The following is a 26,846-nucleotide window of genomic DNA, read 5'->3' as shown; positions in this document are numbered from 1 at the left end:
ACGCCACCAGGGATGCTGAAAAACAACAACCGCCCGAGGCAGGGAGCCGGACAGACGGTATGACGTCAAAACCCGAACTGACATTGCCCGAGCAGAAAATAGCCAACCTGTCTTTCTGTGATGCGACGCCCAAGGCGTTCGGGCGGTGGGTCCGCGCCTTGCCGGTTGCCAACATTGGTGAAACGTCGCGCCAGCTCTATCACGCCATCATTGAGCTGAATCAGTTGATCATTCCGCCCCAGCAGCGACTCCAGTTGCTGGAGCAGATCCGGCCGCGCATCAACTTCGTGTGCCAGGAACTGTCGCGGCACTATCTCGGCCTGGCCATCGCCCTGCCGGACAAACAGCGCAAGATTGCCAACCTGTCCCAGGCACTGCAGCTCCACCTGGCCAACGGTTACAAGACCACCCTGACCGAACTGGTAGACGCTGGAGCCCTCGACCGGAATCGCCAGACCGTTGCCACCGCCTGCCATCGCATTATCAGCGACCTGGGGTACACGATACTGCGGGCGCACCAGCTTTACTGCCCGAGCCCGGCCCGCAGCTGGCTCGAGTGCCATCGCGTGTTCCGTTTCAGCCGGACCCATCGCCTGCACGATATCGCCGTCGGCGACGACACCCTGAAGCACCACGATGGCAGCACGGTGGCCGAAGCCTACACCCGACTGCTGCTGCTGGGCTGCGCTCGTGCCAACCAGTTACGCCAGAGCGAGCTGACCCAGGTTTTCGAGCTGTTCGAGTCGTGGGCGGACCGGGTACAACTAAGCTCATCCGACGTTGCCGGCAACCAGTTCCTGATCAACATGGAACGCGACGCGGCCCCCATCTACACCAGCCTGGTCGATGCCAACGACATCACCGACGATTGCTACGGCCTGGATACCGTCGCCCTGTCGGAAGAGATCAACGAGGTCCTGCACAACCGCAGCAGCAAGAACAAGACGACCGAAGCGAACCTCCCCCTGCCGGCGGCCGTGTCGGACAACCTGCTGACGCACCTTTCCCAGGCCTTTGGCGTGCTGACCAAGCGCAACTACAAACGCATTGAGACCAAGGGCGAGCTGGAAGTCGCCGTGGGTCTTTCCGCGGCCCATTACTACATCGCCGGTGAAGTGTCGTTCAAAACGTTCGTAGCCACCGGCGAAAGCCCGTCGGACGATGCCCACAACTATTTCCTCCGCCAGGCGCGACGACGTAACGACGCCTGGGCAGACGCCCATGACGCGTCCCCGTCCGGCGATTTCCGCTCTGCCTCCGACGCCCCCATCACCTTCCGCGGCGCCGGCGGTTCCCGGGAGACCGAAGAAGCCAGCAAGCGCCCCCGCACCTATCGGACCCCGCTGGTCAACACCAGCCCCGGCGGATACTGCATCAGTTGGTCGGGCGACATGCCGCCATCCCTCCAGGCCGGTGAGCTGCTCGCCATCCGCGAGCAACCCAAGCACCCCTGGAGCGTGGCGGTGGTTCGCTGGATTCGACAGCTGCGTCAGCAAGGCACCCAGATCGGGATTGAACTGCTGGCACCGAGCGCCACTCCCTGCGGCGTCCGGCTGATCCAGAAGGTTGGCAACAGCAGCGAATTCCTGCGCGGCCTGCTGCTGCCGGAAGTCGCGGTCATCGGCCAGCCACCGACACTGGTCACGCCACGCCTGCCGTTCCAGCAGGGTAGCCGCATCGTGCTGCGCCAGGGTGATCGCGAGGACAATGGGCAGCTGTCGAAGCGGGTGTCCGCGACCGGGAGCATCAGCCAGTTCGAGCTGCGCCTGCAGACACCGAACACCCCATCGGAGCCGCGTTCGTCGTCAGGCCCCGCGTCCGGCACCAGCGAGGATGAATTCGACTCTCTCTGGCCTTCCCTGTAAGCTTCACAGTCTGTGACGCCGGTCTAAACTGGCAAATCGGATGCCCGCATCGCTATGCTCTGACTCTGATTCAGGCATAATAGCGATGCGACACCCGAATCCATTCCAATCCTCCCGCTTTCCGCTGTGGGAGGATGAGCTGTGCGAGATGGTTTACGAATGCAGAAGAAGAAAGCGACGGTTCATCTGCTGATCCTCGACCCTTCCCAGAACGACGCCGAAACCCTGGTTAGCCTGCTGAGAAACTCCGGACACGCCACGCGGGCCCATCGGGTCACCTCCGAGGAAGACCTCGAAGAAGCGCTGCGCACCAGCAACTGGGATCTGATGCTGGCCCGGGACATTGAGCAGGAAGTCTCCCCGGACTCGGCGCTGGCCCTGGTCAAACGCCTCGACAAGGACATTCCCTGCATTCTGATCTCGCCGGAGCCGGACCACGACCGGACAGTCGCCGTCATGAGGATGGGCGCCCAGGCCGCCGTGCCGGAAGGTCATCGGGAAATGATCATGCTGACGGTGAACCGGGAGCTGGCCAGCCTGGAAGCGCGCCGCCAGCGGCGGGTTCTGGAATCGCACCTGCGCGAGTCCGAGCAGCGCTGCCAACTACTGCTGGAAAGCTCCAAAGACGCCATCGCTTACATCAACGACGGCATGCACATCTATGCCAACCAGTCCTACATGGACTTCTTTGGCTACGACGACATCGACGAGATGATCTGCATTCCGGCCCTCGACACACTGGCGTCGTCCAGTCACGAGGACTACAAGATTTTCATGAAGGCCTTCGCCGAGCACAAGGAAGACGGCATGGCCCTGAACTGCATCGCCAAGCGCAGTGACGGCACCGAACTGAAGATTGTCATGAAGGTGTCCGCAGCCACATACGACGGCGAGCCCTGTACCCAGATCGTGGTACAGCCGGAACAGGACAACGCCGAGCTGGAAGAAAAGCTCAAGCAGATCAGCACCCAGGATCTGCTGACCGGCCTCTACAACCGTCAGCACCTGATGGACGAGTTGGGCCGGGTGATCGTCACCGCCGGTGAAACCAACGAGACCGGCGGACTGGCCTACATTGCCCTGGACAACTTCATGCAGGTACGCAGCCAGGTGGGCATCGCCGGTGCCGACCTGATGCTGGGCGACGTGGCCAGCATGCTGCGTGACAAGGTGGACGACGAGATGACCCTCGCGCGGCTCAGCGACGACGCCTTCTGCCTGCTGGCCCTGCCCTGCCAGGAAACCCGCATGGCGGAAATCTGCGAATCCATCCGCAAGGCCATCGAAGACCACCTGTTCGAAGTCTCCGGCAAAACGGTCCAGGTCACCGTCAGCATCGGTATTGCGGCCATCACCGAGAACGCGCCCAAGGCGCCGGACCTGCTGGGCCGGGCCCACACCGCATCGTCGGAAGTGCGCAAGCTGGAAGGACACGAGAACGGTAACGGCGTGCTGGTCTACAACCCGGCCGTGTACGAGTCGCTCAACGACAACAATTCAGTGGAAGCCATCCAGAAGGCCCTGGAAGAGGACCGCTTCCGCCTGCTGTTCCAGCCGATCATCAACCTGCGCGGCGAAGGCGAAGAGCACTACGAAGCGTTCGTGCGCATGCTCGACAAGGACGACGGGGAAGTCTCCCCCTACGACTTCCTGCCACCAGCCGGCCCGTCCGACATGGCCAGCAAGATCGATCGCTGGGTGATCCTCAAGACCATCAAGCACCTGGCCAGCCATCGCTCCAAGGGCCACGACACGCGGCTGTTCCTGAACGTGACCGCCGAAACCATCCAGGACAGGACGTTTACGCCCTGGCTCAGTGTCGCCCTCAAGGCCGCACGCCTGCCGGGCGACTCGCTGATCTTCCAGATCCGCGAAGGCGACGCCAACAATTACATGAAGCCGGCGCGGGAGTTTGCCAAGTCCCTGCGCGAGCTGCACTGCAAGGTCTCGATCTGCCAGTTCGGCTGCGCGCTGAACCCGTTCAACACGCTCAAGCACGTGGACGTGGACTACGTGAAGATCGACGGCTCCTTCACCGAGGAAATCCAGAAGAACGAGGACGTGAAGGAAGAGGTCAAGGAAATGGTTGCCTCCCTGCAGAGCAGCGGCAAGCTGACCATCATCCCGCTGGTGGAGAACGCCTCGGTGCTGGCCACCCTGTGGCAGGCAGGTGTGAACTACATCCAGGGTTACTACCTGCAGGCGCCGGTTCCGGAAATGGATTACGACTTCGGGGACCAGTAGAAGTCCCCGCATTGCGACCGGCGCCTGGATCTAGCCAGATCCCCCGGTTCGCATCGCAAAGGCCGCCGAAACGGACGTTTCGGCGGCCTTTTTATTGGGGTTGACCCGTCTGACCTAGGAGCCCGATGCCTTAACCGCGTGCACCGTATCGCTTTCGCGGAAGCCGATCAGGTAGAGAATCGCATCCAGTCCCAGCGTCGAAATCGAATGGCGCGCCGATTCCTTCACCAGCGGCTTGGCGCGGAACGCCACGCCCAGACCGGCCTGACTCAGCATCGGCAGGTCGTTGGCGCCGTCTCCAACGGCAATCACCTGTTCCGGCGACACCCCTTCCCGTTCGGCGATTTCCAGCAGCAGCTCCGCCTTACGCTTGCCATCCACGATCTGGCCCGATACCTCTCCGGTCACCTTCCCGTTCTCGATAGCCAGCTCGTTGGCGTGAACGAAGTCGATCCCCAATCGCGCCTGCAGGAACCGGGCGAAGTAGGTAAAGCCACCGGACAGGATGGCGGTGCGGTATCCCAGGGCTTTGAGCGTACGGATCAGGTGCTCTGCGCCCTCGGTCATTTTCAGGCGCGCGGCGATGCCTTCCAGCACCGCCTCGTCCAGCCCCTTCAACAGCGCCAGACGCTCAGCAAAGCTCTCGCTGAAGTCCAGTTCGCCACGCATGGCCCGCTCGGTGATCTCGGCCACCTGATCGCCAACGCCGGCTTCCCGGGCCAGTTCGTCGATGACCTCCGCCTCGATCAGAGTGGAGTCCATATCGAACACCACCAGACGACGGTTGCGGCGGAAAATGGAATCCTCCTGGAACGCGATATCAACATTCAGCTCGCCGGCAATCTTGAGGAAGTCCGTACGCAACGCCTCCAGATCGCTGGGCGTGCCGCGGACCGAGAACTCAACGCAAGCCAGACGATTGTCCGCCCGGTTCAACGACGGGCGCGCCGACAGGCGACTGATGTTGTCGATGTTGAGACCGTGCCGCGCGGTGATCTCCGAAACCCGGGCGATATGCTCCGCCTGGATGTCGCGCGCCAGCAGCGTGACGATGTAACAGGCCCGGTTACGGCCCGCCGCCCACTGCTGGTATTCCTCTTCGGTGATCGGCGCGAAATGCACCTGCAGGTCCAGCGCGTGAAGCCGGAACAACAGGTCGCGGATCACGTGAGGCGCGTTCGCCTCCTCGGGAATCTCCGCCAGGATCCCCCAGGTCAGGTGATCGTGGATCACCGCCTGACCGATATCCAGGATGCGTACGTCGTAGCGCCCCATGATCCCGGTAATCTCGGAGGTCAGCCCCGGCTTGTCACGGCCGGACACATTGATCAGGACCAGCTCACTCACTGTCGTCGGCTCCTTGCTCGTCGCCAGCCGGGGCATCCGGCGTGGCGCGAACGACTTCCAGGGACTCAACCCGTTGCAGCCCGCGCGGCAGCTTGTGCCCACGCCGGCCACGTTCGCCCTGGTAATGTTCGAGGTCGCCGAACTGCAGGGTCATCTTGCGCTTGCCCGCCTGGATCACCAGCTGATCGGCCGGCGAGAACACGCCCACGGCGACCACCAGTTCCTCACGCGTCTGTACGCGCGCGGACGGTATGCTGATGATCTTGTTGCCCTTGCCCTTGGCCAGCTCCGGCAGTTCTTCGAGCGGGAAGACCAGCATCCGCCCTTCGTTGGTGATCGCTGCAAGGTGCAGATCATCCCCTTCCGGCACCTCCACCGGCGGCATGATCCGCGCGCCCTTGGGCACCGAGACCACCGCCTTACCGTTGCGGTTCTTGCTGATCAGGTTTTCCAACTGGCTGACGAAACCGTAGCCACCGTCGGTGACAAACAGCACCCGCTGCTTCGGATCCCCCATCAACAGGCCCGCAAAACCCGCGCCGGACGGCGGGTTGATACGCCCCGTCAATGGCTCGCCCTGCCCCCGGGCGGATGGCAGCGTATGAGCCAGCAACGCATAGGCCCGCCCGGTGGAATCCAGGAACACCGCCTGCTCGTTGTTGCGCCCCCGGGCAGCCAGGGCAAAGCGATCGCCGGCCTTGAAGCTGAGCCCGTTGGGGTCAATGTCGTGCCCTTTGGCAGCCCGCACCCAGCCTTTCTCGGACAGGACAACGGTCACCGGGTCGTTGGACACCAGATCCACGTCACTGAAGGCCCGGGCTTCCTCGCGCTCGACGATGGGCGAACGGCGCTCATCGCCAAAGGTCTCGGCGTCGGCCTGGAGTTCGGACTTGATCAGGTCGCGCAACTTGTCCTCCGAGCCCAGGATGGACTGCAGGTGATCCCGCTCCTGGGACAGTTCCTCCTGCTCGCCCTTGATCTTCATTTCCTCGAGCTTGGCCAGGTGGCGCAGTTTCAGTTCGAGGATGGCTTCAGCCTGCTCGGGACTCAGGCCAAAGCGCCGGATCAGTTCGTCCTTGGGCTTGTCCTCGTAGCGGATAATCTCGATGACTTCATCGATGTTCAGGAACGCGACCAGCAGGCCTTCCAGGATATGCAGGCGCGACAGCACCTTGTCGAGGCGGTGCTGCAGCCGGCGCCGGACCGTCGTGGTGCGATAGCTCAGCCACTCGGTCAGCAGCGTGCGCAGATCCTTGACCTGCGGGCGACCGTCGATACCGATCATGTTGAGGTTGACCCGGTAGGTCTTCTCCAGGTCGGTACTGGCGAACAGGTGCGTCATCAGGCCGTCCAGGTCGACCCGGTTGGAACGAGGCACGATCACCAGCCGCGTCGGGTTCTCGTGATCGGACTCATCACGCAGGTCCGCCACCATGGGCAGCTTCTTACCCTGCATCTGCTGGGCGATCTGTTCCAGCACCCGGGCGCCGGACACCTGGTGCGGCAGCTCCGTCACCACGATCTCGCCGTTTTCCCGGGACCACCTGGCCCGCATACGCAGGGAGCCGCGACCGGTCTCGTACATCTTCCGGATGTCGCTGCGCGGCGTGATGATCTCCGCACGGGTCGGGAAATCCGGCCCCTTGATGTGCTCGCCGAGCTGCTCGATCGTCGTCTCCGGCGCATCCAGCAGGCGGATACAGGCCGCGGTGACCTCGCGCACATTATGCGGCGGAATGTCCGTGGCCATGCCGACGGCGATGCCGGTGGTGCCGTTGAGCAGCACGTGGGGCAGGCGCGCCGGCAGGCTGGCCGGTTCGTCCAGGGTGCCGTCAAAGTTGGGTACCCAGTCCACGGTCCCCTGGCCCAGCTCACTGAGCAGCACTTCGGAGAACGGCGCCAGACGGGATTCGGTGTATCGCATCGCGGCGAAGGATTTGGGGTCGTCCGGTGAGCCCCAGTTGCCCTGGCCGTCGATCAGCGGATAGCGATAGGAAAATGGCTGCGCCATCAGCACCATGGCTTCGTAGCAGGCGCTGTCACCGTGCGGGTGGAATTTACCCAGCACGTCGCCGACGGTTCGGGCGGACTTCTTGTACTTGGCCGTCGCCTTCAGTCCCAACTCGGACATGGCGTAAATAATGCGGCGCTGGACCGGCTTCAGACCGTCGCCCACGTGCGGCAGTGCGCGATCGAGAATGACGTACATGGAATAGTCGAGATACGCCTTTTCGGTGTAATCCCGCAGCGAAACGCGCTCGAACCCTTCGTCGGTCGTCTGAAATTCAGCCATATTGGCCCCTTTTCCTGGAAGTTTTTCGGTCAGGCCGGTCTGCTGAGACGGCCTGATACGGGAATTTCCGGATCCGGTGCCGGCCCTTCCCTACAGCAAGCGGCCATTATAGAAAGGCCGCGCCTCACACACCAACCCCTGCCCCATTTTGCTTGCCAATCCGCAGATGGAATAGCGGAATCCACGAATGGAGGGGGTGCGGGGTGCTCTTTATTCTCGGTTCGTGGTTGGCGTCGAGCTGTTCCGATCACGGGCATGGCCACCGACCGGAACGGGCGATGTGATCCCCCGACACCGTGATCCCCCAACACATCGGGCGCAGCGGACGCGTCGTCTACTAGAGAAGGTGTTCGTCATTCTATGCAGACACAAACGCTGAAACTGGCACTCCGGGCCCTGGGCCGCTCCATCCTGGCAGCAACCGTCAATGCGGCGCTGGCCATGATGCTGATGCTCCTGGTCGAGTTCGCCATCAGCGGCGACTGGCACCTGGCCGACGCCTACCTGTACGCGGGCCTGCTGATCTGGCTGGTTGTCCTGAGCGGGCAGCTGTTTCGCCAGTATCGTCTTTGCCAGTGCCAGCGTGCACAGAACCACTGAGTCGACGCCGTCGCACCTTCTTAACGCCCTTCCCCGCCTCAATCCCCCGCACCTCTCCGGGCAGCTGCTATCCTGACATTGAGTCCCACCAGCAGTGACGGGGAGAACAAGAATGAACCTGATCCGTAAACTTGGTCTGAAGACCAAGATCGTATTGCCTTTTGCGCTGACAGCCATCGCCATTGTGGTCCTTGGCGTTGTTAACCTGATGACAACACAAGGACTGGTCAACGACACGGATCGCGTTGCCCATAACTACGTTCCTTCGGTCAGCGCCGCCCTGAACGCGGACCGCGACCTTTACCAGGCCTACACCGCGCAACAGAACCTGATCTTCGCCGCCCAGGCCGGAGACGATATCAGCGGGTTCCTGGCGGGCTTCGAGGAGAACGCCACTCAGGCCATCGAGCGCATGGGCACCGTCCGCGAGCTGTTGGCCGAGGACGGCGTCGACCAGGAGCTGCAGGGCTTCGAAGCCGCCTATCGCGACTGGAAGGCCGAAGCCGATGCCGTGAACTCGATGGTGGAACAGGGCCAGTTGCAGGCGGCACGCAGCGCCATGGCCGAGCAGGTCCTGCCCTTATTTGAATCCCTGCGTACCTATTACGACGTCGCCGGCGCCTTTGCCGACCAGAACGCGGTCCTGACCGCCGAGGAAGCCACCGCAGAAGGCTACCAGAGCATGACCGCCACCGTCGTGGTGACGCTGGCGGTATTGGCCATCAGCGCGCTGATTTTCTTCGTGGCCACACGACTGATCATCGGCTCCATCAATCAGCTCCGCACCCGGCTCGATGACATCGCCGAAGGCGAAGGCGATCTCTCCAATCGCGTGCCAGTCGAGCTGGACGACGACCTCGGCCGCCTGGCCACCAGTTTCAACGCCGTCATCAGTAACCTTCAAGGCATGGTTCGCGAGATCAAGTCATTGTCCACGGATCTCCGCGAAGGCGCGGAGAAACTGGACAAGGCCGCTTCGGAAAACCGCGAGGGCATCACCCAGCAAACCGACGCCATTACCCAGGTGGCCACCGCCATCAACCAGATGCAGAGTGCCATCGAGGAAGTGGCTGGCAACGCCGGTAACGCCGCCGACGTGACGCGCAGCGCCCAGAGCAACACAGAATCCGGCGCGCGCATCATCAAGAATGCGTCGGAGGAGGTGAATCGTCTGTCCGATCAGATCGAGACGGCGGTCGGCGTTATCCGCAAGCTGTCCTCGGATTCGGACAACATCACCTCGGTGCTGGATGTGATCCGCGGCATCGCCGAGCAGACCAACCTGCTGGCCCTCAATGCTGCCATCGAAGCGGCCCGGGCCGGCGAGCAGGGGCGGGGCTTTGCGGTCGTCGCCGACGAAGTGCGCACGCTGGCCCAACGCACCCAGGAGTCCACTTCTGACATCCAGACCATGATCAGCACGCTGCAGAACGGCGTGGCGGACATTGTCTCAGTGATGGAAACCGGCAATCAGCAGGCGGAGCAGACAGTGAAGCTCTCCACCGAGGCGGAAAACGAACTGGGCTCCATCCTCACGGCCATGAACAGCATCAGCGACATCAACGCCAGTGTGGCGTCGGCCACCGAGGAACAGACCCAGGTAGTGGACGAGATCAATCGCAGCATCACGCGCATCCACGATCTGGCGCAGAACAGCGACGAGCGCTCGGTGGAGATCAACCAGATCAGCGAACTTCTGGCGGGACACGCCCAGACCCTGAATACGCAGGTCGGACGCTATCGGGTGTGAGAGACTGACGGGAACCGGCTCAGGTGGCGATGCCGTAGGTGTTGGCAACCGTCAGCGCCAACAGGAGCAGAGACATGCTGAGCGTGATGAACCGGAGTGATCGATTGCGCCTCGCGCGCTCCATAGCGGTACCCTGAAAGTGACAAAACATCGCCATCATAAACCAGGCGATGTTTTGTCATCTACCCCCTCGTATCCCCGTGGCGCGAGGGGGTCTCGGCACTCATTTCCGGGGTTACTGGCGAATGCCTTCCACCGAGATGATGATGTCGACGGTGCTGGACTGAGGCCCCAGATCCATCGGGATACCGAAGTCCTTCAGGCGCAACTCAGTCTCGGCCTCGAAACCCATACGGTAGCCGCCCCATGGGTCCTCACCGTGGCCGATCATCTCGGCATCCAGGGTGATTTCCCTGGTCACGCCGCGCAGGGTCAGGTCACCCACGATGTCAGCCTCGCCCTTGTCGTCATCATCCATGACGATGCGTTTGCTCTTGAACGTCGCCTGCGGGAAGTCGTCGACCGACAGGAAGTCATCGCTGCGCAGGTGCTTGTCCCGCTCGGCATGGTTGGAATCAACGCTGGCGGTATCGATGGTCACTTCCACGGAACTGTTGGCGGGGTTGGCGCTGTCGTAGGTGAACTGTCCGTCAAAATCGTTGAAACGACCGTACAGGTGGCTGTAGCCCAGGTGCGAAATCTTGAACATGATGAACTGGTGTGCGCCCTTGGTATCGAACGCGTAGGTGCCGTCTTCCTCCGCGGCCTGCACGCCTCCGGCCAGCACCGCCATGGACACCGCTGATGAAATCGCCAGTTTCTTGAACATAGAGTCTCTCCTTGTCTTGCCCCGCAGGGCGCTTTATTGGCTTGCTTGAATCTGAATTGCGGACCACCGGCGAGCGTCAGCCCTGCCCCAGCATGCGTTTCAACGTTGCATCCCGGTCAATGACATGATGCTTGACGGCGCCCAGAGCATGCACGGCCGCCAGGACCACCAGCGCCCAGGCTGCCCAGTAGTGGATGCTGCCGGCCACATCTTCCAGTCCTTTTTGCTGCCCCGTGATCGAGGGCACGGTAAACCAGTTGAAGACATCGATACCGGACCCGTCCGCCGTGGGAATCAGGTAACCCGTCACCAGAACCGTGAAGACCAGCAGGTACATCAGGATGTGGGCAGCGTGCGCGCTGACCTTTTCCCAGCGCTTGTGCGAAGGCAGGCTGTGTGGCGGCGGAGAAAGCAGACTCCAGAAGGCCCGCACCAGCATCAGGGCAAACAGCAGGATGCCGATGCTCTTGTGGATATGAGGCGCTTCCCGGTACCAGGCATCGTAGTAGGTCAGGTCAACCATATACAGCCCCAGCCCGAACAACCCGAAAACCGCAACGGCAACAATCCAGTGCATCAGAATCGTCACCCAGCCGAAACGCTCCGGGCTGTTCTTCATCGGTACTGCCATGACCTTGCCGTCTCCATCAAATCCGTTTGCGCCGGCGGCGTCTTCACCCAGATCACCGCCGAACTTGATTTCTCCAAGTCTAGGTAGCTCAACGTCTTCGGCCAACTAAAATCTTCTGCACGCCTCCATCAGATTTTTTGAATAAGCAGTCCGGGCGATCCACCGCTGACGCCTTGTGCCACGGGCACTCCACCATCGTCGAATACGGGTTCTACTGATTGTTGCCTACGCTCATTAACAGGATAGTAAAGCTCTATTGACATCCTGCCGTCAGGCAGGGCCGAGACGCACCCAGGAGCACTTATCATGGAAGTCGAGTTCGACGAAGATATCGTCATCCCGAGCAACAACTGATTGACGGTCCGACACCGGACCCGATCGTGGCAGCCTCTTATGGCTGAAGTCATCGCGGCCCGCTAATGGTTCGCAGGCTGACTGTTTAATCGCATTTTGCGTTTGCCTCTGGTAACGCCTGACGTTCTTTGGCATTCTTCTGTACCTGAACAAATGGTCATCTTTATTTGTTCAGAAGCCGCCCGTACCAGGGATCGAATAAAGGCGTTTCGGTCCTGATCGTCGCTGGTACCGGCTGTTTTTAACTCGTGCAGTAGATTCGATGTCGACGAGCGTACCCCACACCAGCACCGAGCCGGAGCTGGACTTCCTGACTCCCATGCTTTCCCAGCAGCCCGACGGCTGGACAGCGGAATTCCAGGGACTCACGCTGCGCACCGCGCTGCAGCCGATTTTCAGCATTTCCCACAAACGCATTGTCGGCTACGAAGCCCTGATCCGCGCCTTCGACACGGACAACGCCAGCGTGCTGCCGCTGCACCTGTTCCAATTGCCGGATAACGCCCCCGAGAACGTACTGCTCGACCGGCTCTGCCGCTACCTGCATATCCGTAACTTCGCCGCCCTGCCCGACGACGTGAACTGGCTGTTCCTCAACGTCTCCCCCCAGGTGGTGGCCGGCCGGCGCCGGGATTCCTTCTTCGGCCAGTTGCTCTCGCGCATCGGTTTCCCCTCGCACCGCGTCGTGGTGGAAATCGTCGAGCAGCCCACCGACGATGCCGACCAGCTACGGGAAACCGTCAACTACTACAAACAGCTCGGCTGCCTGACTGCCATCGACGACTTCGGCGCCGGCCACTCCAATTTCGAAAGGATCTGGAACCTGTCCCCGGACATCGTCAAGCTGGATCGACAGCTCCTGGCCCGGGCCACCGACGACAAGCGCGCACGGCAGATACTCAAGGGCATCGTCTCCCTGCTGCACCAGTCAGGCTGCCTGGTACTGCTGGAAGGCGTGGAAACCCGCAGCCAGGCACTGATCGCCATCGATGCCGGCGCGGATTTCGTGCAGGGTTTCTACTTCCGGCGGCCGGACCTGGAGCTGGACGAGGTGATTCGCTCCGCCACCGATCTGGACGAACTGCTGACCGACTACAAGCGCAGCAGCCGCAACGAGATGGACCCGAGTCATGAGCTGTCCGGCTTCTTCGAACCGCTGTTCATTGCCGCCGCCGGAGAACTCCAGGCCGGACGGACTTTCGCCGACGCCTGCCGCTCCCTGACCGGACACCACAGCGTATCGCGCTGCTACCTGATCGATGACCAGGGCGTGCAGAACGAGGATACGCTGCGGTCGGATTACCTGATCGAGTGCTTCGACCCGCGCTTCCGCCCGCTGGAGAATACCGCCAACGCCGACTGGTTCCGTCAGCACTATCTGCGCCAGGCACTGGGCCAGCCCGGACAGCTGCAGATCACCCGCCCTTATCTGTCGGTGACCGGCGCCTACATGTGCGTGACGCTGTCCCTTGCTTTCCAACTGGGTTCAACCACCACGGTGCTGTGCTGCGATATCCTGGCGCACTGAGGGGTTAACGGTTCGAGGGCTCACGGGGGATCTGGCGCTTGGGCGGCGCCACAGAAGCTAGAGCTTCTGCTACATCCATAGATGTCAGAGCATAGAATAGTGTAGCCGAAGCTTTAGCTTCGGAGCAGCCCACAAGGGGTGCTTTATTGAGGGAATATCCTGCGAGCAGTCGGCTTTCCGCCGACTCCCCGCACACTCGTCAGACCGGCACGTCCGCCATATTGCCGTAGGTTTCCAGCCAGGAACGACGATCCGACGCGCGTTTCTTGCCCAGCAGCATGTCCATGCGCTCATCGGTGCCGTCGTTGTCGTCCAGGGTCAGCATCACCAGGCGACGGGTGTCCGGCGCCATGGTGGTCTCACGCAGTTGCAGCGGATTCATCTCACCCAGCCCCTTGAAGCGGGTGACGGAGATCTTGCCCCTGCGCTTCTCCGCCTCGATGCGGTCGAGGATGCCCTGCTTCTCGTGCTCGTCCAGGGCGTAGAAGGTTTCCTTGCCCAGATCCACCCGGTACAGCGGCGGCATGGCGACGAACACGTGGCCGGCGGCGACCAGCGGGCGGAAGTGCTTGACGAACAGCGCGCACAGCAGTGTGGCGATGTGCAGCCCGTCCGAATCCGCGTCCGCCAGAATGCAGATCTTGTTATAGCGCAGCCCCTCGAGCTTGTCGGACCCCGGATCCACACCGATGGCCACGGCGATATCGTGCACTTCCTGGGACGCCAGGATCTCGCCGGAATCCACTTCCCAGGTGTTGAGGATCTTACCCCGCAGGGGCATCACCGCCTGGAATTCGCGATCCCTGGCCTGCTTGGCGGAGCCACCGGCCGAATCCCCTTCCACCAGGAACAGTTCGGCGCGATTGGCATCAGCACCCGCGCAGTCCGCCAGTTTGCCGGGCAGCGCCGGCCCCTGGGTGACCTTCTTGCGGGCCACCTTGCGGCTGGCCTTGAGGCGGCGCTGGGCGTTGCTGATAAACAGCTCCGCCAGGGCCTCGGCGACGTCGGTGTGCTGGTTCAGCCAGAGACTGAAGGCGTCCTTCACCACGCCGGAGACAAAGGCGGCCGCTTCCCGGGACGACAGGCGCTCCTTGGTCTGGCCGGAGAATTGCGGATCCTGCATCTTGAAGGACAGAACGTAGGCGCAGCGGTCCCAGATGTCCTCCGGCGACAGGCGCACCCCTCTCGGCAGCAGATTGCGGAACTCGCAGAACTCGCGCATGGCCTCAAGCAGGCCGGTGCGCAGGCCGTTAACGTGAGTGCCGCCCTGGGCGGTGGGAATCAGGTTGACGTAACTTTCCATCACCGCTTCGCCGTCTTCCGGCAGCCACTGGATAGCCCAGTCCACCTCTTCGGTATTACCGGACATGCGGCCTGTGAACGGCTCGGTGGGCAGCAGTTCGATGTCGGCCAGGGCCGAGCGCAGATAGTCGCGCAGGCCGTCTTCGTAGCACCACTCGTCTTTTTCGCCGGAGCTTTCCTGGCGGAAGGTGACGGTCAGCCCCGGACACAGCACCGCCTTGGCGCGCAGGTTGTGGCGCAGGCGACTGACCGAGAATTTGGGGCTGTCGAAGTAGCTTTCGTCGGGTGTAAACAGCAGGCGCGTACCGGTGTTTCGTTTGCCCACCGTATCCACAACCGCCAGGTCGCTGGTCTTGTCGCCGTTCGCAAAGGTCATGCGATGCAGCTGGCCGTCGCGTTTGATGGACACTTCCAGGTGGGTCGACAGCGCGTTGACCACCGAGACCCCCACCCCGTGCAGACCACCGGAGAAATTGTAGTTGCCCTTGGAGAACTTGCCGCCCGCGTGCAACCGGGTCAGGATCAGCTCCACGCCCGGTACGCCGTGCTCCCTGTGGACGTCTACCGGCATACCACGGCCGTCGTCCTCAACGCTGAGCGAACCGTCGGCGTGGAGCACCACATCGATGCGCTTGGCGAAACCGGCCAGCGCTTCGTCCACGCTGTTGTCGATGACTTCCTGGGCCAGATGATTCGGCCGCGACGTGTCCGTGTACATCCCCGGGCGCTTGCGCACCGGATCCAGACCGCTGAGAACTTCAATCGCGTCGGCGTTGTAATCTTTCTGGCTCATAAGGGGGCTGTGGCTCTCACTCAACGACTTCGGGCGAAACGAACCTCGCCCCGGACAGGCTGTCGCCGGCCACGGCGGGCAAGGTTCCTGAATACCGCCCATAGCTTAGGGATTCGGGGATAAAGATCAACGGTTCTTTTGTTGCCGGCTCAAGAGCGTATCTCTCATGGATGCGGGCGCGTCACCGGGAATGGCGCATCACCACTGACGGTGACCTGTTGCCAGCCGTCCGCCGGAATCGCCGTCACCAGACAGGGGGTCGTCATCACCTGTGCCGCCATTGCACCCGGCTCAGGATGTTTGACGTTCACGTGCAGCGTCAGCGTATCGCCATCCTGGGTTGCCTGGGCCAGGGTCACGGCATGCCCGGCCGTCGTCTGCTGCCCCAGCGATGCCACCAGCAGCCAGCGATCGCCGTCGGCCGGCCAGGACGGCAGCTCAACGCCGGCCTGCGAGCGCAGCTGTTCCCAGTGCGCCGCGTCCTGCGCCAGGATCACACCGGGCGCTGGCAGGCCGCAATGGGCATGGCTGGCCAGGCTTTCCACGCGGGCGGCCCCGTCCCCCGATGAATGCGCCGAGCAACCCGCCAGGGTCAGTCCCATCACCAATCCGATCGATTGCCATTTCATTGCGCCACCTCCTTGGTCGCCGCATCCGTTGCCTGGCTGGCGTCCGTCTTGCGGTTGAGGGAATACCCGTCAAAGCCGGTGCGAGGCAGGTCCGACGCGCCCAGCACCGGTCGCTGGAAGCTGGTGGTCATGGTCAGTCCGGACACACTGCTGCCCTGCTTGACGATGACCTGCGGCAGCCCCACCGTCGGGTACTCGGCACAGGCTTCGCCCGGCTCGCAGATCACGCCATTATTGTCCATGTCGGTTCCGGCTCGCAGCAAGTACTCACCATCCGGTACATCGGCAAACGAGAAGGTGTAACGGCCATTGACCGACTGCACGGCCACCTGGAAGCCGACGGAGTCGTCATTGGCGTCGTCCAGCAGAATGTAGTGGCGCCCGGCGTCCCGCGATGCCTCGGGATCGCCCAGTTGCACATTGACTGGAAGGACCAGCGACTGATCCTCGCTCCCACTCGTGTAACTAACCGTCACGCTGGCCTGCTCAGCAGCAGCCAAGTCGGTCACCTGCGCCACCAGTTCGACGCCTCCAGAAACCGGGTTTTCCGAGATGGTCAGCCACTCCGGCTGCGGGTTATCCACGTTGATCGAGTCGACCGTGCTGTCCGCCGGCACCTGGCTCAACATCACGCGGGCCTCGGTCACCGAACCATCGAACTGGAAGCCGCTGGGATAGGCGGAAAGAAAGGTCCCGAGGTTGCCATTGGAGGCCGCATCCACGGCTTTCAGGGCATTGATCAGCCCGGCACCGTATTCCGTGGCGTTGCCCAGGGAGTCGGTCAGTTCGCCGCGTCTCAGATACTCCCGCACCGCGTCCAGGGTGAGATTCCCGTCGACACTTCGCATCAGCGCCAGCACGCCGGCAACGTGGGGCGCCGCCATGGAGGTACCGGTAAGCCCGGCATAGGCCGGCTGGAAGCGGGTGCCCGACTGGCTGCCCCAGGCACTGTAGATGGCGTCCGGCTGGCCGTCACTGTTGCCGTCCCGGGTCACATCACCGCCCGGCGCCACCAGATCGAGCCAGCTCCCGAAACTGGAGTAACTCGCCCGCCGATTGCCGCCATCCACCGCCCCAACGGCCAGCACCCGGTCGAACGCCGCCGGGTAAACCGGCTCGCTGGCCCCCTGGTTGCCCGCCGCGGCCACCACCAGGATGCCCCGGTTGCTGGCGGTGTTGATCACCGATTCCAGCGCCGACGACGGCCCCAGCCCCGCCAGACTGAGGTTGATGACGTCCGGCCGCTGCGCCGCCGGCAGGTTGGCCAGATAACTGATGGCGTTGATCAGGTCCTGCGAGGTGCCGGCCCCGCTGCTATCGAGAACGCGGATCGGCAGCAACGTGGCCTGCGGCGCAACGCCGACGCCACCCAGGTTGTTGTCCAGGGCGGCGATGGTGCCCGCCACGTGGGTGCCGTGAAAGCTGGGCCCGTCGTCATTGCCGGGCGTGGCCGGGTTACCGTCGGGGCCGCTTTCGTTGTCGTCATCGTCCGACACAAAATCGGATTGCGCCAGCACCTCCACGTTCTGGCCGCTGCCATTGTCCAGATCCGGGTGCCAGTTGCCGCCGACCGCCGGGGTTTCGCTGAACAGCCCGGTGTCGAGCACCGCCACACGGGCACCCAGGCCCGGGTTGCCCAGTGCCTGCCAGGCGGTGGGCAGGTTGATCGCCTGGTAATGCCACTGTTGCGAGGGGTAGAGCGGATCATTGAGGGTGTTGACCACCTGTGCCCGATAGCGGTAGTTGGGCTCGGCCGCGAGGACACCGGGCGTCTCGCGCAGTTCGCGGATCCAGTCCAGCGTTTGCCCCTTGCGCTGGTCGGTTGTCGACAGGGAACGCAGAGCGCTGGTTTCGCCCTGGCGGAAATGCCAGATACCACGGGCGAGCTCCCGCCGCTGGCCGCTGCCCATGGCATCGGCGGAAGTCGACAGGGCCTGGACATCGGCGGGCGACGCCATGGTGACAATGGCCTCGCCGGGCACCCAGTCCGGCTCCGACTGCGCCAGGGTGACCGTGGTACCGGACCCCATGGCGCTGACATAGACCACATACCGCATCGGCCCGCCGGTCATGGCCCGCAAGTCCAGCTCATAGAGCCCCTCGCCGGCGTCCGGCGCCAGGGTCAGCGCGGCGGCGGGCGTCAGGGTGTCGATCTGCCGACCGTCCAGGGCCACTTCGGCCGTCGGCGTTCCTGCGGCGCTGGCCCCATTCACCGCAAACGCCCGGATCGTCAGGATCTGGTCCTCCGCCAGGGTCAGTTGATAGCGATCGCGCTGGTCCTGGAAATAATCCGTGGGGCGGCCGCTGTAGATCCCGGACCCGACACTCAGGTAGCCGGCCAGGATCACCGGGCTGGGGAGCGACTGGGCGTCCGTATCGTTGCGCACCGCGCTGCCGTTGAAGAAATCATCGGCGGTATCGGCATCGATGCGCGTGCGGGATTCAATCTCGATCACGCCACTGACCCGGTCGTCGTCGTCACTGCCTCCTCCACCTCCTCCGCCGCAACCGGCCAGAGTCAACGCGATCAGCAGCGCCCCCAGACGAGGTTTTTCAGAACCTTCCAGCAAACCGACCTCCTTTTGGATACAACCCTGCCAGGCGGGTACGACATCGCCAACCCACTTTGGGAACGCCCATAAAAAACCGCCGCCCGCGACTGCGAACGACGGTTCACGATCTCGCCTGATCAGTTGTAGAAGAACATCGGCACAAATGCCACGATCAACAGGGTTGTGCCCATCACCACGAGGGGCAGCAGCAGGCGCTCGTAGCGGTGCCAGAAGCTGCCGGTGCGCTCGGCCGCCAGCACCTCGGTCTCGCCTACCACCTGCCGCGTCAGCAAGTGATTGAGCGCCACCGGCGGACTCAGATAACCCAGCTCAAACGCCACCAGGCACACCATCCAGAAATGCAGCGGGTCGATCCCCAGATTGATGGCCGCCTGGGCGATGGTGGCCGATACCAGGATCACGGCCCCGAACGGATCCATGATCATGCCGATAAAGGTGAGCATCACCACAATCACCGCCATCACCAGCCAGGGATTGGTCAGGCTCTCCGGGAAGATGGCGTGGACCACGTCCGAGCGTTCCAGAATACCGCCCAGGCAGACCGAGAAGCCCATCAACGCCAGCAGTGCGCCGATATGCACCGCCGAATCACTGGCCGCCGCCGCGCTGCGGCTGAAAAAGGCCGACCAGCGGCTCTCACCCGCCTCGCGATTGCCAGCACCGGAATCCATGAACACCAGCGCCAGCATCACCAGAGGCAGGATCAGCGGCGCGCTGTATTCGTTGAAGCCCAGGCCCAACAGGAACCAGACCAGGCCGACGACCACCGCCGCAGTCAGGATATACGGTACCAGCGGTCCAAGACGGCGGCCGGCTTCGGCAAAGGCGCCGGCCTGGGGCCGCGGCCGCCAGTTGCCCTGGGTCCTGCACACCAGCAAGCTGAAGATGCTCGCCGACATCAGGAAGATCCAGAAGCCCCAGCCATAGAGTTCGTCGGTGGTCACTTCCTTGTTGAGCGCCGCCACCACGACGATCAGCAGACAGGGATTGAGCACCACCCCCATGCTGCCGGACATGGCGGTCGTGGCCAGGGACAGCTGCCGCCCGGCGCCAGCCTTGCGCAGCTCATCGTAGATCACGCCGCCCACAGCCAGGATGAAGATGCCCGACGCCCCGGTGAACGCCGTGGGGAAAGCCGTGGCGAAGATCATCAACGACGCCAGGGCCGGTGCCGGCAGGTGGAACGGCTGGATCACGTTGAGCAGCAGGTCCGGCAGCCGCGTCTGCTTGAGGATCATCCCCACCAGCACGTACAGGCCGATGTTGATGAACATGGACGCCAGGTTGGTCAACTGCCCGAAATAGATCGCCAGGCCGGCGCTGTAACCGTCCACGAAGAAGAAGTAGGCCATGGCGATCAGGCCCATCTGGCAATACAGCGGAATCACCAGGAACGAGGACGGCGTCAGCCCGCCCGCGCGCATCCGCTCCGGCACGTTGGTGAGCCGGTAGACGTTGATCACCATGAACACCGCGAACACCGCTGCCCAGGCGTACTGAAGTTCCAACTGGGTTTCGGATGACGGTGAAGCGCCCAGACGGCCGGCGTAGGACACCAGCGAATAGGTCATCAGCCCGTTGACCACCAATTGGAACGTCTGGGACAGCTTCCACTCACCCCGGTTACGCGGCAGGCGCAGGGCGATGTGATCGGTATCGAACGCCGCGATCAAAGCCGCCAGCGCGAACAGCCCCAGGAACAGAAACTTCGTCAGATCGATGTTATCCAGCAACCAGTGGGCAATGCCCTGCTCCACGACCTTGAAGGCCGTCAGCGCGGGCGTGACATGCTCCTGATTGGCCGCGAACATGGCGTGTTTTTTCTGGCAGAGCTCGAGGTTCTTGCGGAAGCTCTCGCGAAGCTTGTCCGGGTCCGGCGGCGAGGAGAACAACTCGTCCGGGTCCGGCTTGTAGGCGTCCATCCGTTTCTGGACCGCCGCCTCGACGTCCATATCGAGGTTGCAGGAAGGCTCGCTGGCCCAGGGGTCCAGCAGATAGTAATTGGGCCAGGTCTGCTCGCCGATCCACAACATGCGTGAATGCAGCGAGTTGCCCATACCCAGCAGCAGGGTAAACACCAACAGGGCCAGCAGAATGACCCCGTGCAACCGGTGCACGGGGTACTGAGTGGTGACCCGGCTGGCCGAAAGAGCGCGCCAGTTCATCGTGCCAGACCTGCCTTATTCGCGGTTGCCAGCGGTGCACTCGGACGCGCCGGGATTGCTGGCGCAGCGGACCTTGCTCAGCAGGTGCAGCATCTTGGGATCGTAGACGCTGGGCGCCCCGTTCTTGCCGTCGCGCAGCTCCAGGCGGTTCTCCCGGAACATTTCCTGGTAGCCCTGGATATCCTCGTCGGGAATATTGATCCACTGGTCGTCCGGGATGTTCTTCTCGCTCCTCTTCACCAGCGCCATGGCCTGGGGATACATCGCCCACGCCACTTCCCGCGCCTGCTGCGCCTCGTCGTCATTCAGCAGTTCGTCCCGAGCCACCATCTGCACCGTGAGCTGGGCCAACGGGTAGTCCACGATGCCGCCGTCGTCGCCGACGCCCTTGTACAGCTCCAGCGCCTCGTAGGCGAAGGCCGGCGCGTAGGCGGTATCCACCGAGCCGTTGTTGAACTTGCCGGCGAAGTTGGTGATGTCCGAGGGCACCACCGTGGCCTTGACGTAATTGACCATGTGGATCGCGTCTTTCTGGTAATCCAGCGTGGCCATGCGCTTGCCCGCCAGTTCACCGGCGGTGTCGATGGAACGGTCGTTGACGAACAGGTAGCCCGCCCCCGCCGGCGCGATGCCCAGGACCTCATAGTCCCCTTCCTTCATGAACTTGGCGGCCTTGGGCTGGGCCAGGGTCGCCAGGACGGTCTTGAGGTTGTCGTAGGTGGGAATGGCACCCACGGCGCTGATGGAACCCGTGAAACGATTGAACCGACGTGTGCGCAGGTCGGTCGCCGCCAGGATGTCGCACTGACCGGACTGGAAGTCGCCGAGCGCCACACCTTCATCGGTGTAGGGTTTGAGCTGGATATCCAGACCGTGGCCCTTCATTTCCAGGGCATAGTCCTTCATCAGGTTGTAAACATCGCCATTGGCGCCGATGACGTCGAACACGCACATGCTGGCGCTCTTCGCCTGCGCCATGGGCGCCACGGCCATTGTCATCAACAGAGCTGCGGTGGTTTTGCGGAACATTGGAAACCTCCAAAGTGACTTCTTGTGATTGTTGAACGTCAAATCAGGGTGCGAACCGGGCACCGCTCTTTCCCCTCAGCGGCGCCGGTCCCTCAGGAGCGCTGGATCAGAGCAGGTCGTCCAGGTCCATGGTCTCAGTGTCCGAGGAGCTCTCCGGACTCAGTTGCCCAAAATAGGCGGCCGGAGTCCGATAGCCGTATTCACGGGTCCAGAGCTTGTCGGACACATGCGTGATCACATTGCGGCCCACCTGGTCCACCAGGCGATAATCCTCGCTCACCTGAATGGTGCTCTCGGCCGCGTCGAAGCGACGAATGACGTCTTCGATCACGTCCCGGCGCCCGGCGGTTTCACCGGCCACGGCCTCCAGGGCCATGGAAGCCCGGAAACCGGCCTCAACCCCCAGCTCGGAGCTGTTCTTCAGCAGTCGCCAGGGATCCGGCGACATCATCGGGCGAGTGTCCGGCAGCAGCAGCCACACGTTGGCCCGGATGGCGTTGGGCAGACCGCCCCACTTCTCGTTGTCCAGGCACTGGGCGGCGCGTTCCGCCTGGGGCGCGATGTCCTTGGGCACGCCCGCGGCGCCGCCGGAATTGGTGTCGTTGATGATGGCCTGCAGGCCGGTCAGCAGCCCCAGCAGGAAGGTCAGTTCGTCCTGGTCGGCGTAGAGGAAGGGGCATTCCGCTTCGGGATCCGTCGGATCGTACTCGTAGGCGCGCATGGCCCGGTTGAAGGCTTCCAGCCGACGCTTGGCGGTCAGCTCATGCCAGCGCTTGGCCGCGGTGCGCGCGTCTTTGGCTTCGGGCACGTCGTCGTTGAAGATGGCGCGCTCGTAGCGCAGTTCCTGCTCCCAGGCCTGCTGCTCGGAGCAGTTGGCCGCCAGCAACTGCAGCAGCGAGCCGGTGGTATCGGGCCGGTCGGTGACCCGCGAGAACGAGTAGACCAGCGGATCCAGCGACCGGCCCAGATCGCAGGCCATATCCGCGTCCCCCATTTGCAGGACGTAAGGCGTGGCCTCGGATTCCGAATAGCCGGCAAACACCGCACCGGTGGTCTGGTAGACCGGGTTGTAACCACAACCGGCCAACAGGGCGATCATGCCGAAGGTGAGCAGGAGTCGGGACGTGTGGCCCGAGCGGGTCAGGCCAGGGATGACGAAAGCTTTCATGCCGGATCCTTTCTCTGATTATTGTTGTGCGATGGAGTGCACCGATCCGTCTGGCCAGGCGCCAGACACTCGGTCTACTCCCCGGTTTGAGAAAAGGATGCGACCTGGGTCGCACTTAGTGAATGACCGGACTGCCGTGGAAATTGGCCAATCAGGCCAATACACAACACACCACCCGCGCCACACCCGGCCTGAAAGGCTATGCCCATCAGCCATTTACTCACCGGCCAGCCCCAGCATGGCCATCACATCATCAGCCAGGTCATCGAGACTGCGCGGCCCGTCGGGGCGATACCAGGTCACTGTCCAGCTCAGTGCGCCGGTCAGCATGCGCCGGGTCAGGAAAGGATCGGCGGCAGTGGCACCGTTGGCTTTGAGCTCCCCCAGGACTTCCAGCCACATCGCCTCATAGACGTCCCGCAAATGCAGGACATCCTGCTGGGAGGTGGCTGACAGGCTGCGCCACTCAAACACCAGCACCGCCATGGCTTCGCCGGTCTGGCCGTTGATCGATTCCAGCTCGCACCGGATCAGCGCCCGCAGTCGTTCCCGGGGCGTCGCGGCCTGCCTCAGGGCGTGCCGCATCAGCTCCGTGTTGAGGATGATGGTTTCCTCCATCACCGCCTTGAGAATGTCTTCCTTGGAGCGGAAATGGTGGAACAGGCTGCCGGACTGAATGCCCACGGCCGCGGCGAGGTCTCGAACCGTCGTCCGCTCATAGCCCTTTTCCCGGAACAGGCGCGCCGCTTCGTGCAGCAGCCGCCCCCGGGCCCCGAGCGGGTCGGAAATCGTCCCGTTCGCGACCAGTTCGGCCTGGATGGATTGTGGCGTCAAGGGTTGCTTCCTGTGGTTGCTGGAATGAATCCGATACATCGGCTCCTGCGGGAGCCGATGTCTGCTCGGGCCAGTGTACCCGCAACCACCTCATTTACAAACCAAGCGCTTGCTTGGCAGCGTGAAAAGGCGTTAAATCAGTTTTCGAATCATCCATAAAAACAACCGGACGAACCGGCAAGCGTGTCGCGCAGACACAACAGCGCGTAGACACAACAGACAGTGAGAGGACACCCCATGGCAGACCCATCCCGCACCCTGCGCATCGGCTGCTCCGCCGCCTTCTGGGGCGACACGGAAACCGCCGCCCGCCAGCTGGTGAGCCAGGGCAACCTGGACTACCTGGTCTCCGATTACCTGGCCGAAATCACGATGTCGATCATGGCCGGCCAGCGCATGAAAGACCCGAAGGCGGGCTACGCCCGGGATTTCGTGCAGACGGTCATGGGACCGCTGCTGAAGGACATCAAAAACCAGGGCATCCGGGTCGTCAGCAACGCCGGAGGCGTGAATCCCGAATCCTGCCGTGACGCCCTCCAGGCACTGTGTGAGGAACAGGGCGTTGATCTGAAAATCGCACTCGTCCTGGGCGACAACCTGCTGCCACAGAAGCAACAGCTCGACGAGCAGGGCATCCGCGAGATGACCACCGGCGACCCGATGCCGCCGATGATGGTCAGCATGAACGCCTACTTGGGGGCTCCCGGCATTGTGACTGCCCTGGAAGCCGGCGCCGACATCGTCATCACCGGCCGCGTGACCGACAGCGCCCTGGTCCTGGCGCCACTGGTGCATGAATTCGGCTGGGCCTGGGACGACTACGACAAGCTGGCCCAGGGCAGCCTGGCCGGCCACCTGATCGAATGCGGCGCCCAGGCCACCGGCGGCAATTTCACCGACTGGGAAAGCGTGGCGGACGGATTCGCGGATATGGGCTTTCCTATCGTCGAGGTCGAGGAAAGCGGCGACTTCGTGATCACCAAGCCGGAAGGCACCGGCGGCCGGGTCAGCGTCGGCACCGTCGCCGAGCAACTCGTCTATGAAATCGGCGACCCGCGCGCCTATCTGCTGCCGGACGTGGCCTGCGATTTCACCCAGGTCCATCTCGACGATCTTGGCCAGGACCGCGTTGCCGTCTCCGGCGCCACCGGCCGCGCGCCCACCAACCGCTACAAGGTCTCCGGCACCTGGCCCGATGGCCACAAATGCACGGTGACCTTCCTGATCGGCGGCATCGATGCCCCGAAAAAGGCCCAATGCGTGGCCGATGCCATCCTCGACAAGACCAGTCGACTGTTCGAGGAACGCGGCCTGCCGCCCTACACCGAAACCAGCGTGGAACTGCTGGGTACCGAAGCTACCTACGGACCGCACAGCCGCGCCGGGCAAACACGGGAAGTGGTCGTCAAGATCAGCGCGGCTCACCCCAAAAAAGAAGCGCTGGTGCTGTTCTCGCGCGAAATCGCCCAGGCGGCGACCGGCATGGCGCCCGGCCTGACCGGCATTGTCGGCGGCCGCCCCACGGTCTGGCCCAAGATCCGCCTGTTCTCCTGCCTGGTGCCGAAGGATCAGGTCGCGGTGAGCGTGGACATGGCCGGCGAGACAACGCCCGTCGCAGCCCGCGCCAACGGTGCCTCCGACATCGACGATGGCGAGGACACGACGCCCTTCCCGACCATCAGCGATACGGACACCACCGTCCCGCTGATCGAACTGGCCTGGGCCCGCAGCGGCGACAAGGGCGACCACAGCAACATCGGCGTGATCGCCCGACACCCGGAATACGTGCCCTACCTGGCGGCCGCCCTGACCGAAGACGCCGTGGCCCATTGGATGGGCCATGTCCTGAACCCACAAAGCGGCCGCGTGACACGCTGGGCCCTGCCCGGCTTCCACGCGTTCAATTTCCTGCTGGAACACAGCCTCGGAGGCGGCGGCGTCGCCAGTCTTCGCATCGACCCCCAGGGCAAGGCATTTGCCCAGCAGTTGCTGGACATGCCCATCCCCATCTCCCAAGCCGTGCTGAAAGGAACCCGATCATGAGCTACCAATCCGTACTCCGCCCCGGCCTGTTTGACGGCCAGACCCTCGTCGTCACCGGTGGCGGCTCCGGCATCGGCCGCTGCACGGCCCACGAACTGGCGTCCCTGGGCGCCCACGTGGCACTGGTCGGTCGCAAGCCGGAAAAACTGGATACCGTCCGGAGCGAGATCGTCGAGGACGGCGGCAGCGCGTCGGCCCATCCCTGCGACATTCGGGATGAAGAGATCGTGGCCACCACCGTCAAACAGATCCTCGCCGATCATGGCCCGGTAAGCGGACTGGTCAACAACGCCGGCGGGCAGTTTCCCTCCCCCCTGGCCGGCATCAGCCAGAAAGGCTGGGAAACGGTCGTGCGCACCAACCTCACCGGCGGCTTCCTGATGGCAAGGGAACTCTACAACCAGTCCCTGAGCCAGACCGGCGGCGCCATCGTCAACATCGTGGCCGACATGTGGGGCGGCATGCCCGGCATGGGGCACTCGGGCGCAGCCCGCGCGGGCATGGTCAACTTCACCCAGACCGCTGCCGTGGAATGGGCCGCGACCGGTGTGCGGGTCAACGCCGTGGCCCCGGGCTGGATCGCCTCCAGCGGCATGGACACCTATCCGGAACAGATGAAGGCCTGGATCCGCGGCCTGGCCGATGCGGTGCCCAGCCGACGCCTCGGCACCGAATCCGAAGTCAGTGCCGCGATCTGCTTCCTGCTGAGCCCGGCGGCGGCCTTCATCAGCGGGGACACGCTGCGCATCGACGGCGCCGCCTCCCAGGGCGGCCGCGTCTGGCCGCTGCCCAAGGCGAAGAACGTGGCGACCTTCAACGGCTTCCACCGCGCCGTCACCCCCAAGATTTTCAGTGAAGACTGAGGGAGT

18 protein-coding genes are annotated in these 26,846 nt (G+C 63.2%); 7 read left to right on the top strand and 11 right to left on the bottom strand.

Annotated features, from left to right (window positions below):
* The first annotated feature begins 59 nt into the window (after nucleotides 1-59).
* Both DKK67_RS07030 and DKK67_RS07025 read left to right on the top strand, forming a co-directional pair.
* Nucleotides 60-1,865, top strand: coding sequence for a GTPase (locus tag DKK67_RS07030; RefSeq protein WP_111495677.1), 1,806 nt, complete (start codon nucleotides 60-62; stop codon nucleotides 1,863-1,865).
* A 159-nt stretch (nucleotides 1,866-2,024) separates the two neighbouring features.
* Complete coding sequence (locus DKK67_RS07025) at nucleotides 2,025-4,109, top strand: EAL domain-containing response regulator (protein WP_111495676.1); 2,085 nt, start codon at nucleotides 2,025-2,027, stop codon at nucleotides 4,107-4,109.
* A 114-nt stretch (nucleotides 4,110-4,223) separates the two neighbouring features.
* On the opposite strand, the gene serB is transcribed toward DKK67_RS07025, so the two are convergent.
* Entirely contained in the window at nucleotides 4,224-5,456 is a 1,233-nt protein-coding gene (serB, locus tag DKK67_RS07020; protein WP_111495675.1) for a phosphoserine phosphatase SerB, read from the bottom strand.
* Nucleotides 5,449-7,749: a DNA topoisomerase IV subunit A gene (gene parC, locus DKK67_RS07015; protein WP_111495674.1), complete on the bottom strand. Its 2,301-nt coding sequence runs from the start codon at nucleotides 7,747-7,749 to the stop codon at nucleotides 5,449-5,451. The genes serB and parC overlap by 8 nt, the downstream gene beginning before the upstream one ends.
* Nucleotides 7,750-8,109: 360 nt before the next feature.
* On the opposite strand from parC, the gene DKK67_RS07010 reads away from it, so the two are divergent.
* Nucleotides 8,110-8,349: a hypothetical protein gene (locus tag DKK67_RS07010; protein WP_228160530.1), complete on the top strand. Its 240-nt coding sequence runs from the start codon at nucleotides 8,110-8,112 to the stop codon at nucleotides 8,347-8,349.
* Between the two features lie 112 nt (nucleotides 8,350-8,461).
* Complete coding sequence (locus DKK67_RS07005) at nucleotides 8,462-10,099, top strand: methyl-accepting chemotaxis protein (protein ID WP_111495673.1); 1,638 nt, start codon at nucleotides 8,462-8,464, stop codon at nucleotides 10,097-10,099.
* A 235-nt stretch (nucleotides 10,100-10,334) separates the two neighbouring features.
* Here the strand turns inward: DKK67_RS07005 and DKK67_RS07000 are convergent, their stop codons facing one another.
* Together DKK67_RS07000 and DKK67_RS06995 are read right to left on the bottom strand one after the other, a co-directional pair.
* Entirely contained in the window at nucleotides 10,335-10,928 is a 594-nt protein-coding gene (locus DKK67_RS07000; protein WP_111495672.1) for a YceI family protein, read from the bottom strand.
* Between the two features lie 76 nt (nucleotides 10,929-11,004).
* Nucleotides 11,005-11,559 carry a cytochrome b gene (locus tag DKK67_RS06995; RefSeq protein WP_111495671.1) on the bottom strand — a complete coding sequence of 185 codons (555 nt, stop codon included), beginning with the start codon at nucleotides 11,557-11,559 and terminating at the stop codon, nucleotides 11,005-11,007.
* A 616-nt stretch (nucleotides 11,560-12,175) separates the two neighbouring features.
* Between DKK67_RS06995 and DKK67_RS06990 the strand changes: the two genes are divergently transcribed.
* Nucleotides 12,176-13,441, top strand: coding sequence for an EAL domain-containing protein (locus DKK67_RS06990; RefSeq protein WP_111495670.1), 1,266 nt, complete (start codon nucleotides 12,176-12,178; stop codon nucleotides 13,439-13,441).
* Between the two features lie 199 nt (nucleotides 13,442-13,640).
* Here the strand turns inward: DKK67_RS06990 and parE are convergent, their stop codons facing one another.
* The 7 genes from parE to DKK67_RS06955 all read right to left on the bottom strand — a co-directional run bounded on the left by parE (nucleotide 13,641) and on the right by DKK67_RS06955 (nucleotide 23,973).
* Complete coding sequence (gene parE / locus DKK67_RS06985) at nucleotides 13,641-15,536, bottom strand: DNA topoisomerase IV subunit B (protein ID WP_111495669.1); 1,896 nt, start codon at nucleotides 15,534-15,536, stop codon at nucleotides 13,641-13,643.
* Nucleotides 15,537-15,700: 164 nt separating this feature from the next.
* Complete coding sequence (locus DKK67_RS06980; RefSeq protein ID WP_111495668.1) at nucleotides 15,701-16,165, bottom strand: protease complex subunit PrcB family protein; 465 nt, start codon at nucleotides 16,163-16,165, stop codon at nucleotides 15,701-15,703.
* On the bottom strand, nucleotides 16,162-18,735 hold the full coding sequence (locus tag DKK67_RS06975; RefSeq protein WP_111495667.1) for a S8 family peptidase: 2,574 nt from the start codon (nucleotides 18,733-18,735) through the stop codon (nucleotides 16,162-16,164). The genes DKK67_RS06980 and DKK67_RS06975 overlap by 4 nt, the downstream gene beginning before the upstream one ends.
* Before the next feature lie 119 nt (nucleotides 18,736-18,854).
* On the bottom strand, nucleotides 18,855-20,903 hold the full coding sequence (locus tag DKK67_RS06970) for a TRAP transporter large permease subunit (protein ID WP_111495666.1): 2,049 nt from the start codon (nucleotides 20,901-20,903) through the stop codon (nucleotides 18,855-18,857).
* 15 nt (nucleotides 20,904-20,918) lie between these two features.
* On the bottom strand, nucleotides 20,919-21,932 hold the full coding sequence (locus DKK67_RS06965) for a putative solute-binding protein (RefSeq protein ID WP_111495665.1): 1,014 nt from the start codon (nucleotides 21,930-21,932) through the stop codon (nucleotides 20,919-20,921).
* Between the two features lie 106 nt (nucleotides 21,933-22,038).
* A complete protein-coding gene (locus tag DKK67_RS06960; RefSeq protein WP_111495664.1) occupies nucleotides 22,039-23,100 on the bottom strand; it encodes a hypothetical protein in 1,062 nt (353 codons plus the stop codon).
* A 216-nt stretch (nucleotides 23,101-23,316) separates the two neighbouring features.
* Nucleotides 23,317-23,973, bottom strand: coding sequence for a TetR/AcrR family transcriptional regulator (locus tag DKK67_RS06955; protein WP_111495663.1), 657 nt, complete (start codon nucleotides 23,971-23,973; stop codon nucleotides 23,317-23,319).
* A 198-nt stretch (nucleotides 23,974-24,171) separates the two neighbouring features.
* On the opposite strand from DKK67_RS06955, the gene DKK67_RS06950 reads away from it, so the two are divergent.
* Both DKK67_RS06950 and DKK67_RS06945 read left to right on the top strand, forming a co-directional pair.
* A complete protein-coding gene (locus DKK67_RS06950; protein ID WP_111495662.1) occupies nucleotides 24,172-25,977 on the top strand; it encodes an acyclic terpene utilization AtuA family protein in 1,806 nt (601 codons plus the stop codon).
* Nucleotides 25,974-26,840, top strand: coding sequence for an SDR family oxidoreductase (locus DKK67_RS06945; protein ID WP_111495661.1), 867 nt, complete (start codon nucleotides 25,974-25,976; stop codon nucleotides 26,838-26,840). The genes DKK67_RS06950 and DKK67_RS06945 overlap by 4 nt, the downstream gene beginning before the upstream one ends.
* Nucleotides 26,841-26,846: the final 6 nt, after the last annotated feature.

This window comes from Marinobacter bohaiensis (assembly GCF_003258515.1).
Lineage (GTDB): Bacteria > Pseudomonadota > Gammaproteobacteria > Pseudomonadales > Oleiphilaceae > Marinobacter_A > Marinobacter_A bohaiensis.
Note: the sequence above shows the minus strand (reverse complement) of the source record. Positions and strands in the feature narration are given on the sequence as shown.